Here is a 17,774-nt window from a genome sequence, read left to right on the forward strand (position 1 = left end):
CAATCGCATCAAACAGATGCGGGGCTTGGCAACCCGATACGACAGACGTGCCGACAACTATCTCGCCGCCCTCAAACTTGCAGCGACAAGGATATGGATCGCATCAGCTAATGAGTCCGCGTCCTAGTCCCATGACGCAGGCGCAGGTCGGAGAAATGTGGATCGCCGACCGACCCGCGCTGTCCTGCTATCGCCGGCATCTGGCGCTGCGTAACTTCATCATCGAGCGCGACGATGCGCTGCCAAGCGCCTATGACTGGGCCGGAAATCATGGCCGTAGGGGTTCTTCCTGATGCTGTCAGCTACGCTTTAGAGCATCTGGTGGCGCATCGAAGGCAGCACCAAACACCACCTCGTAGACCGCCTAAACATTGCAATCGCGCGTAGAAACTGGAGGGCTTTGTGGCTCTCCGCTAGTTCCTTTCGCAGAAAAAAGCTTACACGGCGATAGCCAGATCTAAATTTTTCCGGTCTACGCAACATTCGAAACGTCACAAAAAAATACCACGTCATCCCGCCCGCCGCCCTGCCGAGGAGGAGGGGTGAAAGTTGCGCTACCGTGCGTACTCAGCGAGGGAACAAGAACGCGCCTATTCGTCGGTATCTTGCATCGGTCAGTTTCTCAAAAAATGCTGCCGGATTTTGATCAAATTCTTCAACATCCTTAGCATTGCCCATCTTTTTCACAAATGGGCGTACAAGGGGCATCACAGCACGATGCAGTGATGTGGTGCCTATACTGCCGCGCCCTGATCGTGAGCCACCGCCAAGTGCTCCCCATTCCCGAATGGCTGTCTCTCCGGCCCGCCAATAGGAAGTGGTTGTGGGTCGGCCTTTTTCAAACGGCGACAGCAGGTACCGCACTTGCGCTCCGCTGAAGGCGTCCTCGATTTCGTGTCCTTCGAACAACCGCGCGTCCTCATAATGAGGATTTATCAAAAACTCATCGAGTATAGGTAAGGCAATGTCTGGCCTTAGCTCAGTAGTTCCAGCTTGAGAGCCGAGGACTCGACATAGATCATCGGCAAAGCTTCGCACTCCGTCTTGCACGGCTCTTATCAACTGCATGCGGTTGGGCAAGACAGCGCCGGCGTATCTAGGGAAAAACCTGCCATCTTCATCGACACCAACCCCCACGATGGTTGGGGTAACATCACAGAGCAAATTCTCTATCATCAGCCGTTCCGAGAGAACTGGCTTGTTCGCCGTTATCGTGCACCCTTCCAGATAGTAGGCGTGAATTCTGTGGCCCACAGCCGTCCAGCGCGAAGCCGGATCTAGAGTGGAGAAGTAATAGCCAGTAATAGGCTTTCCCAACATCTGTCCTAGGCTGCCTTGCATATTTGCGTGCCAGCCGACATCAACAACGGCGAAATCATCGCTGTCAAATAGTCCCTCCGACATGAGATAAGACCTATAGGCTTTGCGCTCTTTTGCGCTTATCTCAAGAATGTCTTCTTGGAACTCAGCGAGCAGTTTGAGAAGTTTCGTTTTGTCAGTTGTGTTAGAAAAACCCTTGTGCTGGAGGCTTTCAAACCCAACTTCCCGGATCTTTGCGACGTCGATTTTTGAGAGATCAAGTCCAAACCGACTAGAGAGCAGAGTGGCCAATGACGCGGTGCGGTCGACTGTCTGCCTGCCGACTTCGAGGATATCTTGCAAACTCTGCATCTGAGCGGTTCGAATTGCTCGCCGTGAACCCCAAAGATAATTCGAGCGTATGCCCGTTGGAGAAGCAAGCTCAATCCTGTCGAATACATCTTTGAAAATCCGCCCTTCGCGAGACAGAAAATGCAAAGTCTTTATATCTTGATCTACGGCGATCGTTCTTAACCAAACAACGAAGCCATAAACAAGTGGGCCGAGCGTTGCGTAGCCTAGACGCCAAGGATCACCTCCAGAGAGGCTTCTGTCATTCGATGGATCATCGTCGAACAAAGTTCGCGCGATTGCTGCTACAGTCACGCTACGCCCCAGGCTTGTAATCGGCTGCCTTTTGCCAAAACTGTTTGCAAGACGGTCATGCTTCCAGAGCGTCTCAACTGCACGAGGCACATGGAATGCGGTAACACCGGCTGCAACAGCGGATTCGATATCGGTGATTTGGTTGTCCCCGACGTGAACAATATCGCCTGTCCGAATCCGGTTCTGCTTGGCAATGTAGCTGAATAGGGAGCCAGATTTCTTGGTAAGCCCGACCTCACTTGACAGGTGTATTTGATCCGTGTCCCCGTAGCCGTTAGCACGAAGGATAGTGTCGATCGTGGCGCGCGGCAAATACATATCGCTTGTGACGCAGGTTGTGATGCCGCTGTCCTTCGCTATTGAGTACAATTCTCTTCCAATGGGCCTGACTTGGCAGGCGTTTGACTCGATCTCAAGCTCACGGTCCCGGAATTGCCTTACCTCCGCGAAGTTAAGACCTTCTGCCTGCGCAAATTCCTTGTAAATATCATCCAACGAGATCTCTTCGCTCTTTGCGTTGAGGCGAGCCATAAGTTCTGCAGCTCTTCGTTTTTCCGCAAAATCAAAGGGTGTAACTACGCCTGACTGCCGAATATCCTTCTCGAGAAAAGCGTACAAATCAGCCGGCTGCTCGAACCCTCGAGCAACAAGTGTATCGAAAAGATCAAACGATATGAGTTTCGGCTTCTTCGTCGTAAGGATCTCAGAGAACTTTCTCTGTTGGGAGCCGGAACGATCACTGAAACCCATTTTGAAGAATGTTTTTTTAGTTTCTTGCGGACGAAATTCTCGCATAAGTCTCGCAGAATAGTTGGGATCAATAACGGAAAAGTCTGGAAGCCGCTCCAGAATTGGGCGCTCACGCCGTCCTCGTATTTCTTCTAGTAGACCCGTAAGAAATTTTCCGTCTGAAAGGACCAATTTGCTCATTGGTTGATGACGAGTGAGAATGTAGCTGAGGACTTTTTCCCTTTTTTCCGGCGTATCGACAATGGCTTTGTCGAAGCCGATGAGGTGGGTGTTCCCAACGACATTCACAGGAATATCCCAGGCCATCGCTTGAAAGCAGAGGCCGGACGTAGCGGTAACGACCTCGTCGACGAATTGCAGGACGTGCTGAGATACCGATGGTACCTCTGAAGTTTGAGCGTCAAAAACTAAGTCTGATCTCCGCCGCTGCAAAAATGCTACGAATTCAGGAGTCATCACCTGATCTTTATACAGCCTAGAGACATATTCCGTAACATAGATCGCGGTGTCATCACTTACTCGCGTGATCGCTTCCGTGCAAAACTCTGCCTGCGATGAGAAGCCTGTTTCAGCGTTGAAGGCGTAATGGTCTGTGATTTGAAGAGGCAACAACGCTAAGCGCTTCCTGCCAGTGCGACTGAGGATTGCGTTTTTTGATGAATACGGGAATCGATAAAATACCTCACGAACTTTGGTCGTAAAGGATTTCGCAAGAGCGGATGGACTATGCGAAACTAGAATATCGCTCGTCGCACACACAAGAGAGCTGTCCCGATACAATCCTACGGGATCAAAAACCGTGGTCTGTGGGTAGGGAGCTCTAGCAAATGCACCGGGCATCTGACTAATGATGGTCGCTTCGGGATACAGGATGCGAAGATATGGGACAGGAGTTTCCCATAGCAGTACGAAGTCAACACTTTTCGGTAGTTTGGGTTGCAACCACTCGGCGATCAAGGAAGATAAGTTCGATGCAGGCTCGCGATATAGAGAAGCCGACGGATCATTCCAGCCACCAACGACGTCGATCGCTTCGAACGAATCGATTTCGACAACATTCAAACTAGCCAGGTGATCGCCAAGCCGGGGCTTGTAGGCGCTCGGGCACACTACTGTGACCTTCCAGCCCTGGGAACGCAGGGTCGAAGCCTGGACTACGAGGTGTTTGGAAAAAGAGTTGAAACCGAAAAAGAGGTCACCACCCTGGCCTGCCCATGGCGGGCACCAAATCAAAGCATGCATGCTTCTGTGTCCTAAGATATAACTTGAGGGGTAGGAATAGCACGTGCACTACGCTGTAGGCAGGCTGCGAATCTGATGATCTGTTGCCTAGTGCAGAACATCGACATTTCCTCTATTGCCGCGCTTTGGGGCGATTCAATCCGTGTCATCTCATCCCCTTCTATTCGCGCGCCTTGGATCAGATGCGCTCTCCTGATATAGCGATTTTGAATTTTGGAGCCGACATGAACATCCTTTTCTTTATAGAACCTAAAATTGAGCGGAATGACCCCTATTTCCGCTTGGCCACCATACGCAATTCTCTTATTCCACAGATCGAGGCCGCACGGGCTGAAGGTCATAGTACATTTCTGGTGTTCGGCGCCCATCTTCTGGGACGTATGATCAGAGAGGGCCTTGAAAGCAGGGTTGGCGATTATGGCATGGTTAGCGACGCTCAACTTTCTCGCATTGTCCCCCATCATAGAGCTTTCGCATCCAAGGGACGTCGGAACGACTTCACACCGGACCAGCGTAACCTTCTAAACGACATCATTAATAGCGCCATACCCGACGGCTTTGAACCTGATCTGATTGTAGTTTGGGAAAGTGCCGCAGAGTATCTCAGGACTGCATTTCCTAAGGCCAAGATTGTATACGAGCTGCCGGGACCGTTTTCTCGAGCTCCATATCCGGATTGCACTCTGTTTCTTCCAAATTTGCTGACCGATACCATGCGGCGGCCAAGAAGGGGGGCACACGGAAACTTTGACGCCGTTCGGCGGCAGCTTTCCCGCGGCGGCATGATTAAACCCGGCATTACGAGAAGAATCTCGGTGCTTCGTGAGAAGTTTAGTCAGTTAATTCTCTATCCGCTTCAAATCGACGATTATTTTATGGTTGATGAAGTCGTAGCGGGCTATGGCAATCAATTTGGGGCCATAGAGGCACTTCTTTCTCAACTGCCTGCTGACATCGGTCTTGTTACGACGCTGTATAAGTCACGAAGCGTGTCAACTGATACAATGACCGACGGGAACGTTCGGTACCTACGCGAAAGCTATCCGAATTTCATTTTGGATGATGACCTAAATTCCTACGATAATGTCTCGCAAGCTCTGACGCCCTTGGTTGACGGGGTAGTTGTAGCGTCTTCCTCGGTTGGTTTCCAGGCTGCTCTCTGGAGGAAGCCTTTGATGACCTTAGGCGTGTCTCATCTGAACCTGATGAGCACCGCGAAAACAGTAGATGATTTGGTTTCGCAGGTCCGGTCCGGATCCGAGATCGACCGCGATGCGTTTCTGGCACATTCCATCTCGACCTATTCTCTCCCTACCTCGTCAATCAAGTCTCAGCCGGATCGCTTCATTCGGCAGCTGTTGGACGTAGCCGAAAATGACGCTGAAAAGCTAAGTAAGCCTGCGGATGTCCTGCAGGCAGCGGACTTTTTGATTGCAGGAATTAGGCCCGAACCCCCGAAGAGAGGGGCGAACAGCAATGGCATCGATACAACCCCGTTCCAAGGTATCAGGGAGGTTGCTCGCCGGCGAAAAGTCATATCATTCGATATTTTCGACACCCTTCTAGTTCGACCACTCGCTGCTCCCTCTGATCTTTTCAGGTTGATGCACGAATTCGTTGAGCAGACTACCGGAAAGCGTCATATCAACTTTGTCGACGTTCGCCGCGCAGCGGAGAAAAAGGCTTTTAAAAAGGCTATTGATTCCGGTCGGCGAGAAATAATGATCTCGGAAATATATGCAGAGGTTGCCGAGTTTCTGGATATATCTCAAGATGTTGCAGAGAAAATTATGAGAGAAGAAGAGCGGCTTGAAGCTAAGCTGCTCTATCCTCGCCGAAGCATATCAGACCTTTTCCATGAATTGCGTTCAGATGGTAAGGAATTGCATCTGATCAGCGACATGTATCTCCGTGAGGAAACGCTTTCCTCGGTCCTGAAAGACAATGGCATTTCGGGCTACAATTCGCTGCTTCTCTCTTCCACGCACAACGCAAAAAAACAGTCTGGAGCGTTGTTTGACGTTTACAAAGCAAGCGTCGCCCATCCCGTGGACACGATGCTACATATCGGTGACAACGAGATTGGTGACCTAAAGCGTCCGCTTGAGCACGGTATAAAGGCTGCACACCTCAACAGGCCGTGGGATACATTCAAGGAAAGCTGGCATTATAAGCGGGTCTGGCAGAAGGATGACGATCGGCATTCTCTAGCGCTCCGCTCTATGCTCGCGGTCATTGCCAACGAGTGCTACGACAACAGGGAAGCTGGTGAAGTCGAGTGCCTGTTCCCACGTGGTCGATTCGATCTTGGTTTCGCGGGCTTCGGGCCGTTGTTGTTGTCATACAGTCATTGGTTGCTCAAGCGCGCGAAAAAGGACGGTATAAAGAGGCTGTTCTTCCTCTCGCGCGATGGTCTCATTATGAAAAAGGCCTATGACATCGTGGCGCGATACGATGAAGACGCGCCGGAATCGATCTACCTCCTTTGCTCCCGTAGAAGCGCGAACGTCGCCAAATTGAAGGATTTCGACGACATCATCGATTTGTTGATGGTAGATATCAGCAGTATGACGATTGAGCGTCTTCTGGAGGTTCGGTTCGGTTTGAGTCCTGCATCGATTATGCAGGCCGGAGTTTTTCCCGAATATGAGCGCGTGCGTCATGAGCGGATTAACAACGAAAGCCGCACTCTTGCGGTTCCGGCTTTGAAGGAACTTGAGCATTTAATCCTCGACAATGCACGTGATGAGCGCCGTGACTATGTTGGATACCTCGACAGCGTTGGCTTCACGGATTCTACGTCAAAGGCGATCGTGGATATCGGTTACGCCGGAACGATGCAGGAATCACTCTATGAACTGACCGACAAGAGAAGACCAATCTCTGGATACTATCTGGTAACCTTCCGGCCTGCGTTGGATAGATGCGAAAAGAATGGACTACCGACCGCTGGTTTCTTTGGTGATTTTATCGATCGACACGACACGCACTTGCCATTTTGCAGGCATGTACCCGTCTATGAGTCATTCTTCTCAAATGACGAACCTTCACTTCAGAGGATTAGAGCTACATCCGACGGTAGGTTCATTTCTGTGTTTCAGCCTGAAACGCCGGGTGAAGCTGATCGCAGAGTATTTTCGCGCCAAGTTCATCAAGGCGCGCTCAATTTCGTCGATCGTTTTGCCAGCGTGTTTGGAGAAATGCAGTTCCAGTTCGACCTGGAGCCAATGAAATCTCTGCGGGTACTCCGGGAGTATTTCGCAAGACCTACTGCGCAAGATGCAGAGCTGATGTTGGGCCTTGTCTTCGAGGATAACTATGGCGGTGGAGCAGATAAAGTCATTCTGAAGTCTGACCGAAACAGCCAAGTGCGATCTAACTGGGTTCAGGGCGAGGAGATACTATACTCTCCGAAGTCGACAGCGGCGCCTCAGGCCACGAAGAACGCTCCCGGGCTGAAACCTTTAGGGTGGAGAAAATTATTCAAAAAACCATTGCGTCCAGCAGTTAAGGCTCTTGGAAATGCCAAGGACTTAGCGAAATATGACGCACATCCGGCCCAATTCTTCGATGGTTTAACATCAACGAAGTATCGTGTAATAGGGCAGCTATTTTTCGGAAAACCGAAATATAAGAAAAGGAAGTAAATCTTGAATCACGATCGTGCCGCTTTCAATTTGTTCACTGTCGCGATGGAGCGAATGAGCGGCGCGATCAAAGCGCTGGGCGCGCGTGGAACTGGAGATCCAAACTTTGACATAGTTGTCGATGTCGGATCCTATAATCTGGCAATGCCTGATATTCTTTGTGACCGTATTCAAAGCTACAGTCAGCATGGCGAGGACGTGATTCTGGCGGGCCTCTTGCGAGCAATGGGTATTGAAGCCGGCGAGAAGCCGGTTATTCTGGAGTTGGGCTCCAACCATCCGGTCAATATGAGTAACACGTGGCTCCTGTACAAGCAGGGCTACCGAAGTGTTCTTGTTGAAGCCAACCCTCGATATGAGCGAGATACGGTTAAGGCCCGCCCGGAAGATACATTTCTGTGTGCTGGCGTGACCCCCGGAAACGAGCGAGAGGCTATCCTCTTTGTACCTCAACATGCTGAGGTCGCCAGCTTTTCCCTGCCTTTCGTATCATCGTGGTACAAGAGACGAGGATGGAAGGCTGAGATAATAGAAGTTAAGGTGCCGCTTCACAACATCAACCAGATTTTCGAGACATATTTCGATCGGCTTGGCCCCGCGATCCTTACATTAGATCTGGAAGGGTTGGATTTCCAGATAATACAGTCGATCGATTGGGAGCGTTGGAAGCCGCGTATCATCTGTCTTGAGAGAGATCGGAGGGCTCGGTCGAGCGCCGTGGCCAAACGTTACTTGGAAGAGAAGGACTATGAGCTGATCGCTGCCACTGACGTGAACGATATATTTAAGGCGCGCGATTAGCGCCCTTGCGACCTAATCGCTTCATCTAAGAAGGTTGTCAGGGCCGCGCCACATAATGCAATTGCTTCCGTGGCGCCAAAGCAGATCGGCCCGTCGTTAATGCGCGCGCTTGCTTGTTCCTCAAAGCCCCAGCTTACCGCGGCTACGTGCCGAGGTAGGAGGCGTTCAGCGAGCATTCTTGCAGCGTCAATGGAATGGGTGAACAGTGGTAAACGAGTAGGGGATCCGCCGGGATCTAACCAAAGAACTGTCCCGCCTGAATTCTGATCGTGCGTAGTCGTCGTGTAACCAATAAGCCGTCCTAATTCGATATTTAGGTCGGCAGTGGCGCTTCGGGCAGAAGCAAGGCGTGCCGCAAGTTCTCTTAGGTATTGCACATCCATTCGCATTTCTCCTAGCGTGGGATCGATAACATTGCCAAACCGCGGCGTCCACCTCCCGATTTAGGCTAGTTCATCCACACCCTCTTTTTCACTCGCCTTCTCGGTGCTAAATGTTATTGGTCCTGCTCCCTCGATCCGGTTACGAGGCGGTGGCGACGGTTTCGAGCCAATCGACAAAGCTAACAGCGGATGCTTAGGTGCCACGGATAATTGACAAGGGTTCAAACAACATACTGTTAGTTGATAAGCATGCTGTCATCGACGAAACGGTGAAGATCGAATTTAATGGCAGCAATAATCGCGTTTCAATCGGTCGCAAAACGCACATTCGGGCACCCAATGTAATCTCGTTCGTCGGCGACGGCCATTCCGTTAATATTGGGGAAGGTTGCAATCTTCGCGGAAGCATCCACATGCGTCAGCGACGATCCACCATATCCATTGGTGACGGTACCACGGCTGTTGCAGCGCATTTTTTTGCTATGGAGGGTCGTTCCATCAAAATTGGAACTGATTGCATGTTTTCGTCTGGCATATATGTGCGAACCTCCGACGAACATTCCATTTATGACGGCGAGACGGGGCAACGCATAAACCGAGCCCGAGACGTGACTATCGATAATCATGTCTGGATCGGAGAGGGTGCCACGATTGGAAAGGGAGTAGTCATCCCGCAGGGATGCATCGTCGCTGCCAGGTCCGTCGTCACTAAATCGTTGATCGTAGAGAACGCGATTTACGCGGGCTCTCCACCTCGTATGGTCCGTGCGGGAATAACCTGGGATCGAAGACTTCGCGAAGAGGACATGTAACCGCGGCGGTACGGCTTCAAGCCATTTAGATATGCAATACCTGCGGCGGACCTTGTTCAATTTTGTCTATGACTACCACGCCCCGCGCAAATCGAATGCTCGCGAGAGATTTTGCAATTTCGAAAACCGAGAATTCATTACGTCCACTCGGTTTGTGAACGATAAAATCTTGATAGTCGTATTGTTCAAAGATGCTATTCTGTATGTCTATCAGATACTTAAAAAAATCTACGGATGTTATCTCCGTGTCTCTGTATCCATCGGCGTTGCGCCAAAACATGCACTCGAGGTCTTCAACAAAGTATATTCCGTTGTCTTTTAACCCCGGCATGAAAAGTTCGTTAAAAGAGGCTATTTGATGCGAAGCAACATGGCTTCCATCGTCAATTATCAGATCGAACGGGCCATATTTCTCAACGACCATCCGGAGAAAATCGGGGTCACTTTGATCGCCAATTTCAACATGGATGTTGAAATCTGGATTATTGGACTTCGAGCATGCCGGGTTCAGGTCAATGCCCACTATGGTGGAGCCCGGACCGAAAAAACGACTCCATAAACGTAGAGATGCTCCGCGATAGACTCCGATTTCAAGAATCCTGGGCCTCTTTCCTCTTAGTCGAGAAAATTCGCGATCATAAATCGGGAAATAGCCGAGCCATTTGTGGCCGCCCGGAATGGTCGACCACATCTTACCGGATACAGTCGTCTCGATGCTTTCGTATGGAGGATTCTTATCCCCCTTCCAAATCGCTTTCTGTAGCATTTCGGGAGAAAACATTTTGTAAGTTTGATCGGTCGCCATAATTCTCTCGAGTAGCGGTCATTGGCGTTTTCTTTGCATGGCCCGACTTCGATGTCGAGCACCAACACGTATCGTTTTTGAAAGACGGACCCACTTGCTTTTTGAGGCGCCCGACGTCGTGGCAAATATAAAGGCTTAATCTACTGTCGTATCTAGGTGCCACCTCAAAACTCAATGATGGAGAATGACACCGAAGTGGTTATTGAGCTCGCTAACGCGGTGATGCATCTCGCGGCATCGGGTTTATAGTATTATACGTCACCATCAACCAGCATCGCGAATTGTGAATTTGAGGTGAGGCATAATGATCAGGTTCATCGAGACAAGAATACGCGCTGGCAGGCTCGCACTCAGTTCACCGACACGGAAGGGTATTTCGTGTCAGAGGCTTCGGGCTACCGCCTGCTCAAGGCCCATGACCTGATTACGTCACCAGCCTATATCGTCATCAAGGCCAACGACGAGTTCAAGGACGAGATCACGCGGCCGAACGGTATGTGGCAAAGCGACTTCACTTACCTAAAGGTCATCGGCTGGGGATGGTTTTACCTGTCGACCATCCTCGACGATTATTCTCGTTACATAATCGCCTAGAAGCTGTGCACCAGCATGAAGGTGGAAGATGTCACCGACACGCTCGATCTGGCACTGGCCGCCTCAGGCTGCGACAAGGTCAAGGTCGACACCGACCGCGACTGCTGTCGGACAATGGCCGTGTTACGTCGCCTCCGATCTCGGCGAATGGCTGGAGAAGTACAAGATCGACCAGGTCCATGGCGCTCCCGGTCATCCGCAAACGCAGGGCAAGATCGAACGCTGGCACCAAACGCTGAAGAACCGCATCCTCTTGGAAAACTACTTCTTCCAGGAAGACCTCGAAGCCCAGATCGCGGCCTTCGTCGAGCATTAGAATCATCGACGATACCACGAGAGCCTCGACAATCTCACTCCGGCCGACGTCTACTTCGGACGCGGCCAGACTATCCTGCTCGAACGCGAAAGGATCAAACGAGATACGATCAAACAGCGCCGCTTGAACCACCAAGCCAAAGCGGCTTAAATCGACCCGCAGACCGAGCCGGAAACTCCATTCTTCCAGCGCCCCAAAAGTCAAATCATCTGATGATGGACAATCGTACCCTGCGTCCGGTTCGCCAGTCGCGTGTTCCAAAAAATTTGGGAAGCGAAAGGAACTTCATTCGCAATCTTTAGTTTAGTGGAAGAAACCGGGGTTACCATATATGTCCGCTGAAGATGTCTTGCACTCGCACTGTTTTAATCAGGGGAGAAGAGCCGCTTGCATAGGCATGCCGCGCCACACCAATCCCTACATAGACTGCAGTGGTATAAAGCTGGACGCTTGGGTCGAAGGCTTCGAGACAGTGAACAATTCCGAGATCATACCGGTGGAGCGTATCCATCTATTTCATCTGGGCAGAGAAGCCGCGGAACGTGGCGATCCGGCATCTGTTTGCCCTTTTACCGAGGACGAAAACCCAGAGCGGATGGAAATTTGGCTCATCGGCTATGCTCCCCACATCGATCTGGAACTGGTCGCCAACGATAACGTTGCGCCCTGATGAGATTTCTGGAACGACGCCCGTTAGTTACGACCTTTCTCTTCTCTGCCGCGATAATCTTGTCGGTCTTTGTGGTGCAGACATGGATGACCGACCGGTTTGGCGCTGTAGACGGCAAAGCGCCTATCACCGACCCGCCAGGTTGAGATCCGGGTCCAGCGTGGTGATCACGAGCCAACCATGTGCACCATCCTGCAAGTGGAGCTGCCGATCGCCCAAACCGCATCGAGCATGTCGGCAGCTTCCATTGCTCCACTACATGAGCCGACAATTTCTGACGAGCCTCTAAAGATACTGAGGCGATACCGTATCCCTCTTACTTTCTCCGTTACAGCAGGGATCAAGCAAAGAAACATCCGCGCCGGGCACGGGCGCCTCTGCCTTACGGCATGCGCTGGCCCGGGCGGCTGTCGAGCGCGTCGTACAAGTCACCCAGAGCGTCGTCGAAGAGGATCATGGTGAAACTTGGCTCAACCTCGAGGCAAGACAAAGACACGATCGAGCGCTTATCGGCTGTGATTGGGGAGCTACGATCAAGGGACGCAGGAGCGCGGTCAGGCCAGGCTTGAGAAGTTGACTTTCGCGCTGGGCCTCATCGAGAGTAACGATCCCGCTGACGTAAAGGGGATCCCGTTTGCGCTCGGTGAATACGACGCTTTTCGGCAGATCTCATGCGGATGAATAGGGGTCGGCTACCAGGCCGGCTGCAGCCTATGGGATACTGCTCGTAAACGTGTAATCGATAGACGTTGGGCGCTCCCAAAGAATGGAAGCGCCCAACGCAACCAATGCCATCAAGGGTATTACGAAGAGGACAGCGCCGTTAATACGCATCATAAACTCCAGCAAAGTCGTCCCCTATCGGTGACTATGCTGGCAGTATCTTTAATGATCAGTTACCGCCGTGCCCCATATTGGTTCAGGCTTCGGGGCCCTTGCCGATCTTGTGAGCGTTTTCAGCTTCGCGGTAGATCCAGTCGTAGGTTGGCTCTTCCGGCGGAACCTGCTTACTGGGAGCTCGGCTCCGCCTCCAGCGGCTGTAGACCGCAATTGCTGCTGCGGCGAGAGCACAAACGAGTATCGCGGCAAGGATGCTCATGGGCAGATAAGTCGACATGCGGCCTCCAGTGGTTGCTGCACTGCAAACGGCGGACCGCGGCACAAGTTCCGAATTGGTCCATCAGAGCGGTCGCTTCCCGTTAGCGGCTTCGCGCTTCAGCCATTCGGCGGTCGGCTTGTCGGGATCGACCTGGCTAGGATTCCTCTCTCGCAGCTTTCCGCGACGGAGGATGATGAACGTGAAAATTCCGAGGGCAGCGATGAGAAAGATCGCAAGCGCCAGCATGGGAAGAAAGGTGAGGGATGTCACGGCCTAACCCGCCAGCTTGTAGTCAAAGGTGGTTACCAGCGCAGCTGAATGAAGGGCTGCCTCAAAGAGCTCCCGCGCCTCATCAGGTGAGGCTCGGCCATCCAGCGCGCGGAGGATGCACGCATCAGCTGCAGCGAAGTTCGAATCCTTCTTGTGCGGCCAGTCGGTCATCAGAAACCGTCGGGCCTCAAGAGGACCAAAAACCAACTTGCCGCCCACGACGACTGGCTTGTCCCAAATAACGTTTTGCATAGCCGGCTCCTTCACGCGGTGTTTCAGACATTAGTCTGCCGTCACCAAACTCGTGCGAAGGTCAATGGTTCCCAGACAACATGCCCGCATGAGGGCCGGAGCCGCTCCAGCAGCAAGAGGAGAAACATGAGGCCAGCCAGCAATATCTTTGAACACCATCTTGGCTACATCCCACACCTCGTCGGGGGGAAGCGGACGTCGACTGATACGCGTGAGCACTGCAATCTCTCCTCCACCAATATGATGGCGAGATCTTCGGAGATGGGATCATCGGAGCTGTGAAAGATGCAGTCAAGTTTGTCGGTCACGATGTCTCCGCAGCTTCGAGGCGTCAGGCAAAAAGCCACTATCGATGGATGGTCAAAGCGGAGGATTCTGAGCCGCTAAGCTGAACCTTCGGAAAGGTGAGCGCGTAAAAATCAGTAAAGCCGAGGCTAGGAAAATACTCGCTGCGGCCTACACTAACCCAACAGGCGTATCGGGAGTGCAGCGATGCGAAGACGGCTTTCCGTATGGCCCAAGCAACCTTCGCCAGCTCTTGATCGGTCGCCGAGAGGGAGCGAATGTTGAGAGCGGTTCGCAAGCTTAGCAGGAAATCTTCAACGAGCACGAAAACCGCGACACGTTCGGTCGTGCGCTCGATGTGATGCAGGATGAATACGTCCGCGTGCTGACCGAGGCGGCCACGACAAAGAGCATGGGCAGCTCGGAGAGGTCCGCGAAGGGCGACATGCGATCTACGCCGGGAGGCGACTGCTGATCGCGGCCAAAACAACTTCGAGGAGGCTAGGAGGCTGGCGGATTATCGGCGAAGACTCAAGGGAGGTTTCCGGCAACTGGTGCCCCTTTATGGGTGAAGGGGTCGCGCACTTAGCGCGATCCCAATCATCCATGCGCCCTGAACTCGGACCGGACGCCCCGTTATGCTGCACGTTGTTGAAGCTTCTGAACGCGGGCGTAAGTTTTACCGCAGCCCGAAGAAGCCCAAGATAGCAAGTACGATGACGACGGCTCCAACGAGCCAAACAATGTTGTTCATAATCATTTCCTTTGAAATGTAAGTGGCTAACGGAAGCGAGAATGCAGCAGCACAGCTTCTGTTCCATCGTAACTACAATCTGCAATGTCGAGCCGCGCTGCGGACAATGGCGGCACCGCCAACGGTACGCCGGACGCCTCATACCAATGCGCACCTGCTGGCGTCTTCCATCGCCTGGCGCTGCCTCCTCTCAGCAACGGGTAATCCTGCGGCGGTCTCCCCATTGGGTCGAGATCGCCGCTTTTGTTTTTAGGCCGCAATACGGCGGGCAGCTTTGTCGATGGCCTTACGGTCTGAGCCATATTGGTCAATGATCTTGGCCGCGTCTTCGACAGGTATCCTAAACTTCTTGGCTAGAACTTTTGGTTCATAGGCGGGCTCTGCCGCCGAAGCGACTCCTTGGTCTGTCATGGGTTGTCTCCTTGAGATGGAGCGGCCAGATGATGGCCACGCACCGTGGCGGCCGCTTGTAGTGACCATATGGGAATTAGAGGCGGTCATTCCAAGTGATGCGGTAGAGCTGCGTGGTAGCTCGCTTGGCTCCTGACCCGAATGCCGCAGGTTCAAATCCTGCCCCCGCACTGCGCTGCGGTACTCCATAAACGCCGAAGCTACGATCCGGTGCGATGCGTTTCAAAAAATACCCACCGGACTTGAATCTGCTTGTGCCCAATGTAAGGTAATCAGCTTGCTCCGGCGCGTATGACTTGGGTCACGCGCTCCGCCCTGCGAAATCTCCCCTTGAATCAACTCGGTCGGAATTATCATGTGGCGGGATGCGCCATCAGCGCCTCCCGGATCGCTACCAGCTTGCGATGGCACGAAACCGCGAGCCTCAGTCCGCCTGTCGGCATCCCCTCCAGTCCGCCAAAAGGACCTTTGTTACGCGGTGTTTGTGGTGTTCGCTTCGCTCCCTGTGTTTCGGCGGGGGACAATGAGCGTCGATTGAAAGCCCATCGCCCTTCCCCGACTTCGGCACGACGATGGCACTGCGCTCTGTGGAGTTGATCAAGCTGCCGGTAGACGAAGGAGTGCGTCGGCATTGCCGTGGGCGATGCGCTCCCGGTCTGCGGGAGAAACCGGCAGGCTGCTGAGAAATGCCGTGCCTGCGCGGTTCGTGGCGTACGGATAGTCGACCGAGAACAGGATGAGATCCGCATTGAAAGCGGTCAGCGCGGCGAGAAATGCGGACGTGTCGAAGAAGCCAACTGGTCGTGATCCAAACTTGATCCAGAATAGTTTGCGATACGGTCCGCTGCCGTCCCGCTTCTGCTCCCGTCCCGAAGGTCTCCTCAACGCGTTTGAGCAGCATTGGGAGTAACTCACCCAAGTGACCGATGATGAGCTTCAGGCCCGGGTTCCGATCGAGCGTGCCGGACAGGACGAGGCGCAAAATGTGAATGGCCGTTTCGGCATGCCAGCCGAAGCCTGCATTGGACAGTAGATATGATGAGATATCGCCCGGCAGTCCGTCATAGTAAGCATCCCGCACTGAACGGGGCGGGGTCCGGGATGAATATAAAGCGGGCACCCGAGCGCCTCGGCACACGACAGGATAGGTGCGAACCGCGGTTCGTGCAGGAACAGTCCATCCGTGGTCCCATTGATAGAGGCCCCGCGAAAACCGAGGTGTTTCACGCACCGTTCCAGTTCGTCCGCCGCCGCCGCAGGTTCTTTCATAGGCAAGTGGGCGAATGCCGCGAAACGATCGGGATGTCTTTCTACCGCAACAGCAAGTCGATCGACCTCCTTTATAACAATGTTCCGTAAGGCGTTGGGAACAACGCCGTCGCGATACTTCGACCGCACAGTTACCGATCCGCGAAGGCTTAGAAGGAAAAGTCAGCAAGCCGAATAGTTCGGTAAGTCGCTCAAAAGTTTGTCTCTCTGTTATCGATGCCCCTTGCTGCAAGGGCGTCTACAAGGCGATTTCCTACACTGAGAGGCGAGTGGCGGCGTCGCGATCAATGACCTTGAGAAGGATTGAGGACCAATTCACTTCAAATCGGCGTCTGTCTCTACTTAAATTGAGGCGTCCATCTTGCTCGATTCAGAGATTTCCGCCGCTGGCATTCCCGGTGCTGCTGTTTCCCTTGATCGGACCACCCAATGTGGCCTTGAACCACTCGACCACCCGGTCGATGATCGGCGGCTGATACCAGGTGAGATCGCCATGACCTGCGCCCTCGACAAGAACGTACTCAACCTTGTCGCCCTTCTTCTTCAGGGCCTCAAAGAGCTGCAGGCTCTGGAGGGGCGAAACGAGCGTGTCGGCGCTTCCATGCATGATGAGGAACGGCGGCTTGCTGCCTTCGACATGGCCCATGGGACTTGCCTGTAAGGCCTTCTCGGGGTCGCTACCGATCGATGCACCGGGGAAATCCCCAAACGCCGTGCCGTTCACCAGCAGCGCCTCGGTCACCGCCGGTGATTGATGCACCTTTGCGATATCATCCGGAAAGCCGTCGCCAATTTCCAGAACGTTCGAGATCCCATACATCGTCACGGCCGCCTGGACGTCGGAGGATTTGTCGAGGAACTGACCTTTGTCGAAGGCCTTTTCGCCATTCGTCATGCCCATCATCTGCGACACGTATCCGCCGGCTGAATCGCCAAGCACACCGATGCGTGCGGGGTCAATGCCATATTCACCAGCATGTTCGCGCAGATAGCGGATAACCGCCTTGCCGTCCTCGACAAGTGACGGATACTTGTCAGGAACCGTGCGGTATTGCGCGGCCGCGACCACGAAACCCGTTTTCGCGAGCGCCATGCGCAGATCGATGAATTTCTCATGATCCGCCGAGATAAAGCCGCCGCCCGGGAAATAAACGATCGCCGGCTTCAACTCGTTGGTCCGGGGGACCAGCAGCGACATTTCGAGCTGGGTAACGGCACGAACTTGCTTGATCTGCGTAAAAACCACGCCGCCGATCTCATCGATCTGGCCTTGCGTCTTTTCCACGCGAACCACCTGCGCACCCTCGGCGTAGCCAGGAAGCGAGGTCTTATCTTCAGCTTGGGCAAGATTGCTGGCCACTATGGTTGCTCCAAAATATAAGGTGCCAGAAGTATTCTCTGCTTCGTCTTCATTTCGATTTTCTCCCAGGGAATGTGGATTAGATCACC

14 protein-coding genes and 1 pseudogene are annotated in these 17,774 nt (G+C 53.0%); 5 read left to right on the top strand and 10 right to left on the bottom strand.

Annotation, left to right across the window (positions count from 1 at the left end; all coding sequences use genetic code 11):
* The first annotated feature begins 131 nt into the window (after positions 1 to 131).
* Positions 132 to 293, top strand: a complete 162-nt coding sequence (locus MRBLMR1_RS18730) for a hypothetical protein (RefSeq protein WP_500065608.1) — start codon at positions 132 to 134, stop codon at positions 291 to 293.
* A 274-nt stretch (positions 294 to 567) separates the two neighbouring features.
* On the opposite strand, the gene MRBLMR1_RS18735 is transcribed toward MRBLMR1_RS18730, so the two are convergent.
* Complete coding sequence (locus tag MRBLMR1_RS18735) at positions 568 to 3,957, bottom strand: HAD family hydrolase (RefSeq protein ID WP_500065610.1); 3,390 nt, start codon at positions 3,955 to 3,957, stop codon at positions 568 to 570.
* Positions 3,958 to 4,181: 224 nt separating this feature from the next.
* Between MRBLMR1_RS18735 and MRBLMR1_RS18740 the strand changes: the two genes are divergently transcribed.
* Entirely contained in the window at positions 4,182 to 7,604 is a 3,423-nt protein-coding gene (locus MRBLMR1_RS18740) for a hypothetical protein (protein WP_500065612.1), read from the top strand.
* A gap of 3 nt (positions 7,605 to 7,607) precedes the next feature.
* On the top strand, positions 7,608 to 8,405 hold the full coding sequence (locus MRBLMR1_RS18745) for an FkbM family methyltransferase (RefSeq protein WP_500065614.1): 798 nt from the start codon (positions 7,608 to 7,610) through the stop codon (positions 8,403 to 8,405).
* A gap of 688 nt (positions 8,406 to 9,093) precedes the next feature.
* Here MRBLMR1_RS18745 and MRBLMR1_RS18750 read toward each other — a convergent pair.
* Positions 9,094 to 9,414, bottom strand: coding sequence for a hypothetical protein (locus MRBLMR1_RS18750; RefSeq protein ID WP_500065616.1), 321 nt, complete (start codon positions 9,412 to 9,414; stop codon positions 9,094 to 9,096).
* Positions 9,415 to 9,625: 211 nt separating this feature from the next.
* Complete coding sequence (locus tag MRBLMR1_RS18755; RefSeq protein ID WP_500065618.1) at positions 9,626 to 10,405, bottom strand: class I SAM-dependent methyltransferase; 780 nt, start codon at positions 10,403 to 10,405, stop codon at positions 9,626 to 9,628.
* A gap of 351 nt (positions 10,406 to 10,756) precedes the next feature.
* On the opposite strand from MRBLMR1_RS18755, the pseudogene MRBLMR1_RS18760 reads away from it, so the two are divergent.
* Together MRBLMR1_RS18760 and MRBLMR1_RS18765 are read left to right on the top strand one after the other, a co-directional pair.
* A pseudogene (locus MRBLMR1_RS18760) lies at positions 10,757 to 11,465 on the top strand (transposase); the annotation flags it as partial.
* 181 nt (positions 11,466 to 11,646) lie between these two features.
* Positions 11,647 to 11,985, top strand: coding sequence for an Rmf/CrpP family protein (locus tag MRBLMR1_RS18765; protein ID WP_404946163.1), 339 nt, complete (start codon positions 11,647 to 11,649; stop codon positions 11,983 to 11,985).
* Positions 11,986 to 12,904: 919 nt separating this feature from the next.
* On the opposite strand, the gene MRBLMR1_RS18770 is transcribed toward MRBLMR1_RS18765, so the two are convergent.
* From MRBLMR1_RS18770 to MRBLMR1_RS18800, 7 genes are all read right to left on the bottom strand, one after another.
* Positions 12,905 to 13,102 carry a hypothetical protein gene (locus MRBLMR1_RS18770; RefSeq protein ID WP_148144901.1) on the bottom strand — a complete coding sequence of 66 codons (198 nt, stop codon included), beginning with the start codon at positions 13,100 to 13,102 and terminating at the stop codon, positions 12,905 to 12,907.
* A 63-nt stretch (positions 13,103 to 13,165) separates the two neighbouring features.
* Positions 13,166 to 13,354, bottom strand: a complete 189-nt coding sequence (locus MRBLMR1_RS18775; RefSeq protein ID WP_148144902.1) for a hypothetical protein — start codon at positions 13,352 to 13,354, stop codon at positions 13,166 to 13,168.
* 3 nt (positions 13,355 to 13,357) lie between these two features.
* Complete coding sequence (locus tag MRBLMR1_RS18780; protein ID WP_148144903.1) at positions 13,358 to 13,606, bottom strand: DUF982 domain-containing protein; 249 nt, start codon at positions 13,604 to 13,606, stop codon at positions 13,358 to 13,360.
* Positions 13,607 to 14,894: 1,288 nt separating this feature from the next.
* Positions 14,895 to 15,056, bottom strand: coding sequence for a hypothetical protein (locus MRBLMR1_RS18785; RefSeq protein WP_183687939.1), 162 nt, complete (start codon positions 15,054 to 15,056; stop codon positions 14,895 to 14,897).
* Between the two features lie 597 nt (positions 15,057 to 15,653).
* Positions 15,654 to 15,971: an amidohydrolase family protein gene (locus MRBLMR1_RS18790; RefSeq protein WP_404946164.1), complete on the bottom strand. Its 318-nt coding sequence runs from the start codon at positions 15,969 to 15,971 to the stop codon at positions 15,654 to 15,656.
* A 21-nt stretch (positions 15,972 to 15,992) separates the two neighbouring features.
* A complete protein-coding gene (locus tag MRBLMR1_RS18795) occupies positions 15,993 to 16,454 on the bottom strand; it encodes an amidohydrolase family protein (RefSeq protein ID WP_500065620.1) in 462 nt (153 codons plus the stop codon).
* Positions 16,455 to 16,695: 241 nt separating this feature from the next.
* Positions 16,696 to 17,685, bottom strand: coding sequence for an alpha/beta hydrolase fold domain-containing protein (locus MRBLMR1_RS18800; RefSeq protein WP_500065622.1), 990 nt, complete (start codon positions 17,683 to 17,685; stop codon positions 16,696 to 16,698).
* Positions 17,686 to 17,774 lie beyond the last annotated feature (89 nt).

Origin of the sequence: Neorhizobium sp. LMR1-1-1.1 (assembly GCF_040675795.1) — a bacterium.
Classification (GTDB): domain Bacteria; phylum Pseudomonadota; class Alphaproteobacteria; order Rhizobiales; family Rhizobiaceae; genus Neorhizobium; species Neorhizobium cellulosilyticum.

Coding starts and splice junctions, on each gene's coding strand:
- MRBLMR1_RS18770 (WP_148144901.1), bottom strand. CDS start 13,102: ATGTCGACTTATCTGCCCATGAGCATCCTTGCCGCGATACTCGTTTGT.
- MRBLMR1_RS18780 (WP_148144903.1), bottom strand. CDS start 13,606: ATGCAAAACGTTATTTGGGACAAGCCAGTCGTCGTGGGCGGCAAGTTG.
- MRBLMR1_RS18750 (WP_500065616.1), bottom strand. CDS start 9,414: ATGATTATCGATAGTCACGTCTCGGGCTCGGTTTATGCGTTGCCCCGT.
- MRBLMR1_RS18785 (WP_183687939.1), bottom strand. CDS start 15,056: ATGACAGACCAAGGAGTCGCTTCGGCGGCAGAGCCCGCCTATGAACCA.
- MRBLMR1_RS18740 (WP_500065612.1), top strand. CDS start 4,182: ATGAACATCCTTTTCTTTATAGAACCTAAAATTGAGCGGAATGACCCC.
- MRBLMR1_RS18730 (WP_500065608.1), top strand. CDS start 132: ATGACGCAGGCGCAGGTCGGAGAAATGTGGATCGCCGACCGACCCGCG.
- MRBLMR1_RS18765 (WP_404946163.1), top strand. CDS start 11,647: ATGTCCGCTGAAGATGTCTTGCACTCGCACTGTTTTAATCAGGGGAGA.
- MRBLMR1_RS18755 (WP_500065618.1), bottom strand. CDS start 10,405: ATGGCGACCGATCAAACTTACAAAATGTTTTCTCCCGAAATGCTACAG.
- MRBLMR1_RS18735 (WP_500065610.1), bottom strand. CDS start 3,957: ATGCATGCTTTGATTTGGTGCCCGCCATGGGCAGGCCAGGGTGGTGAC.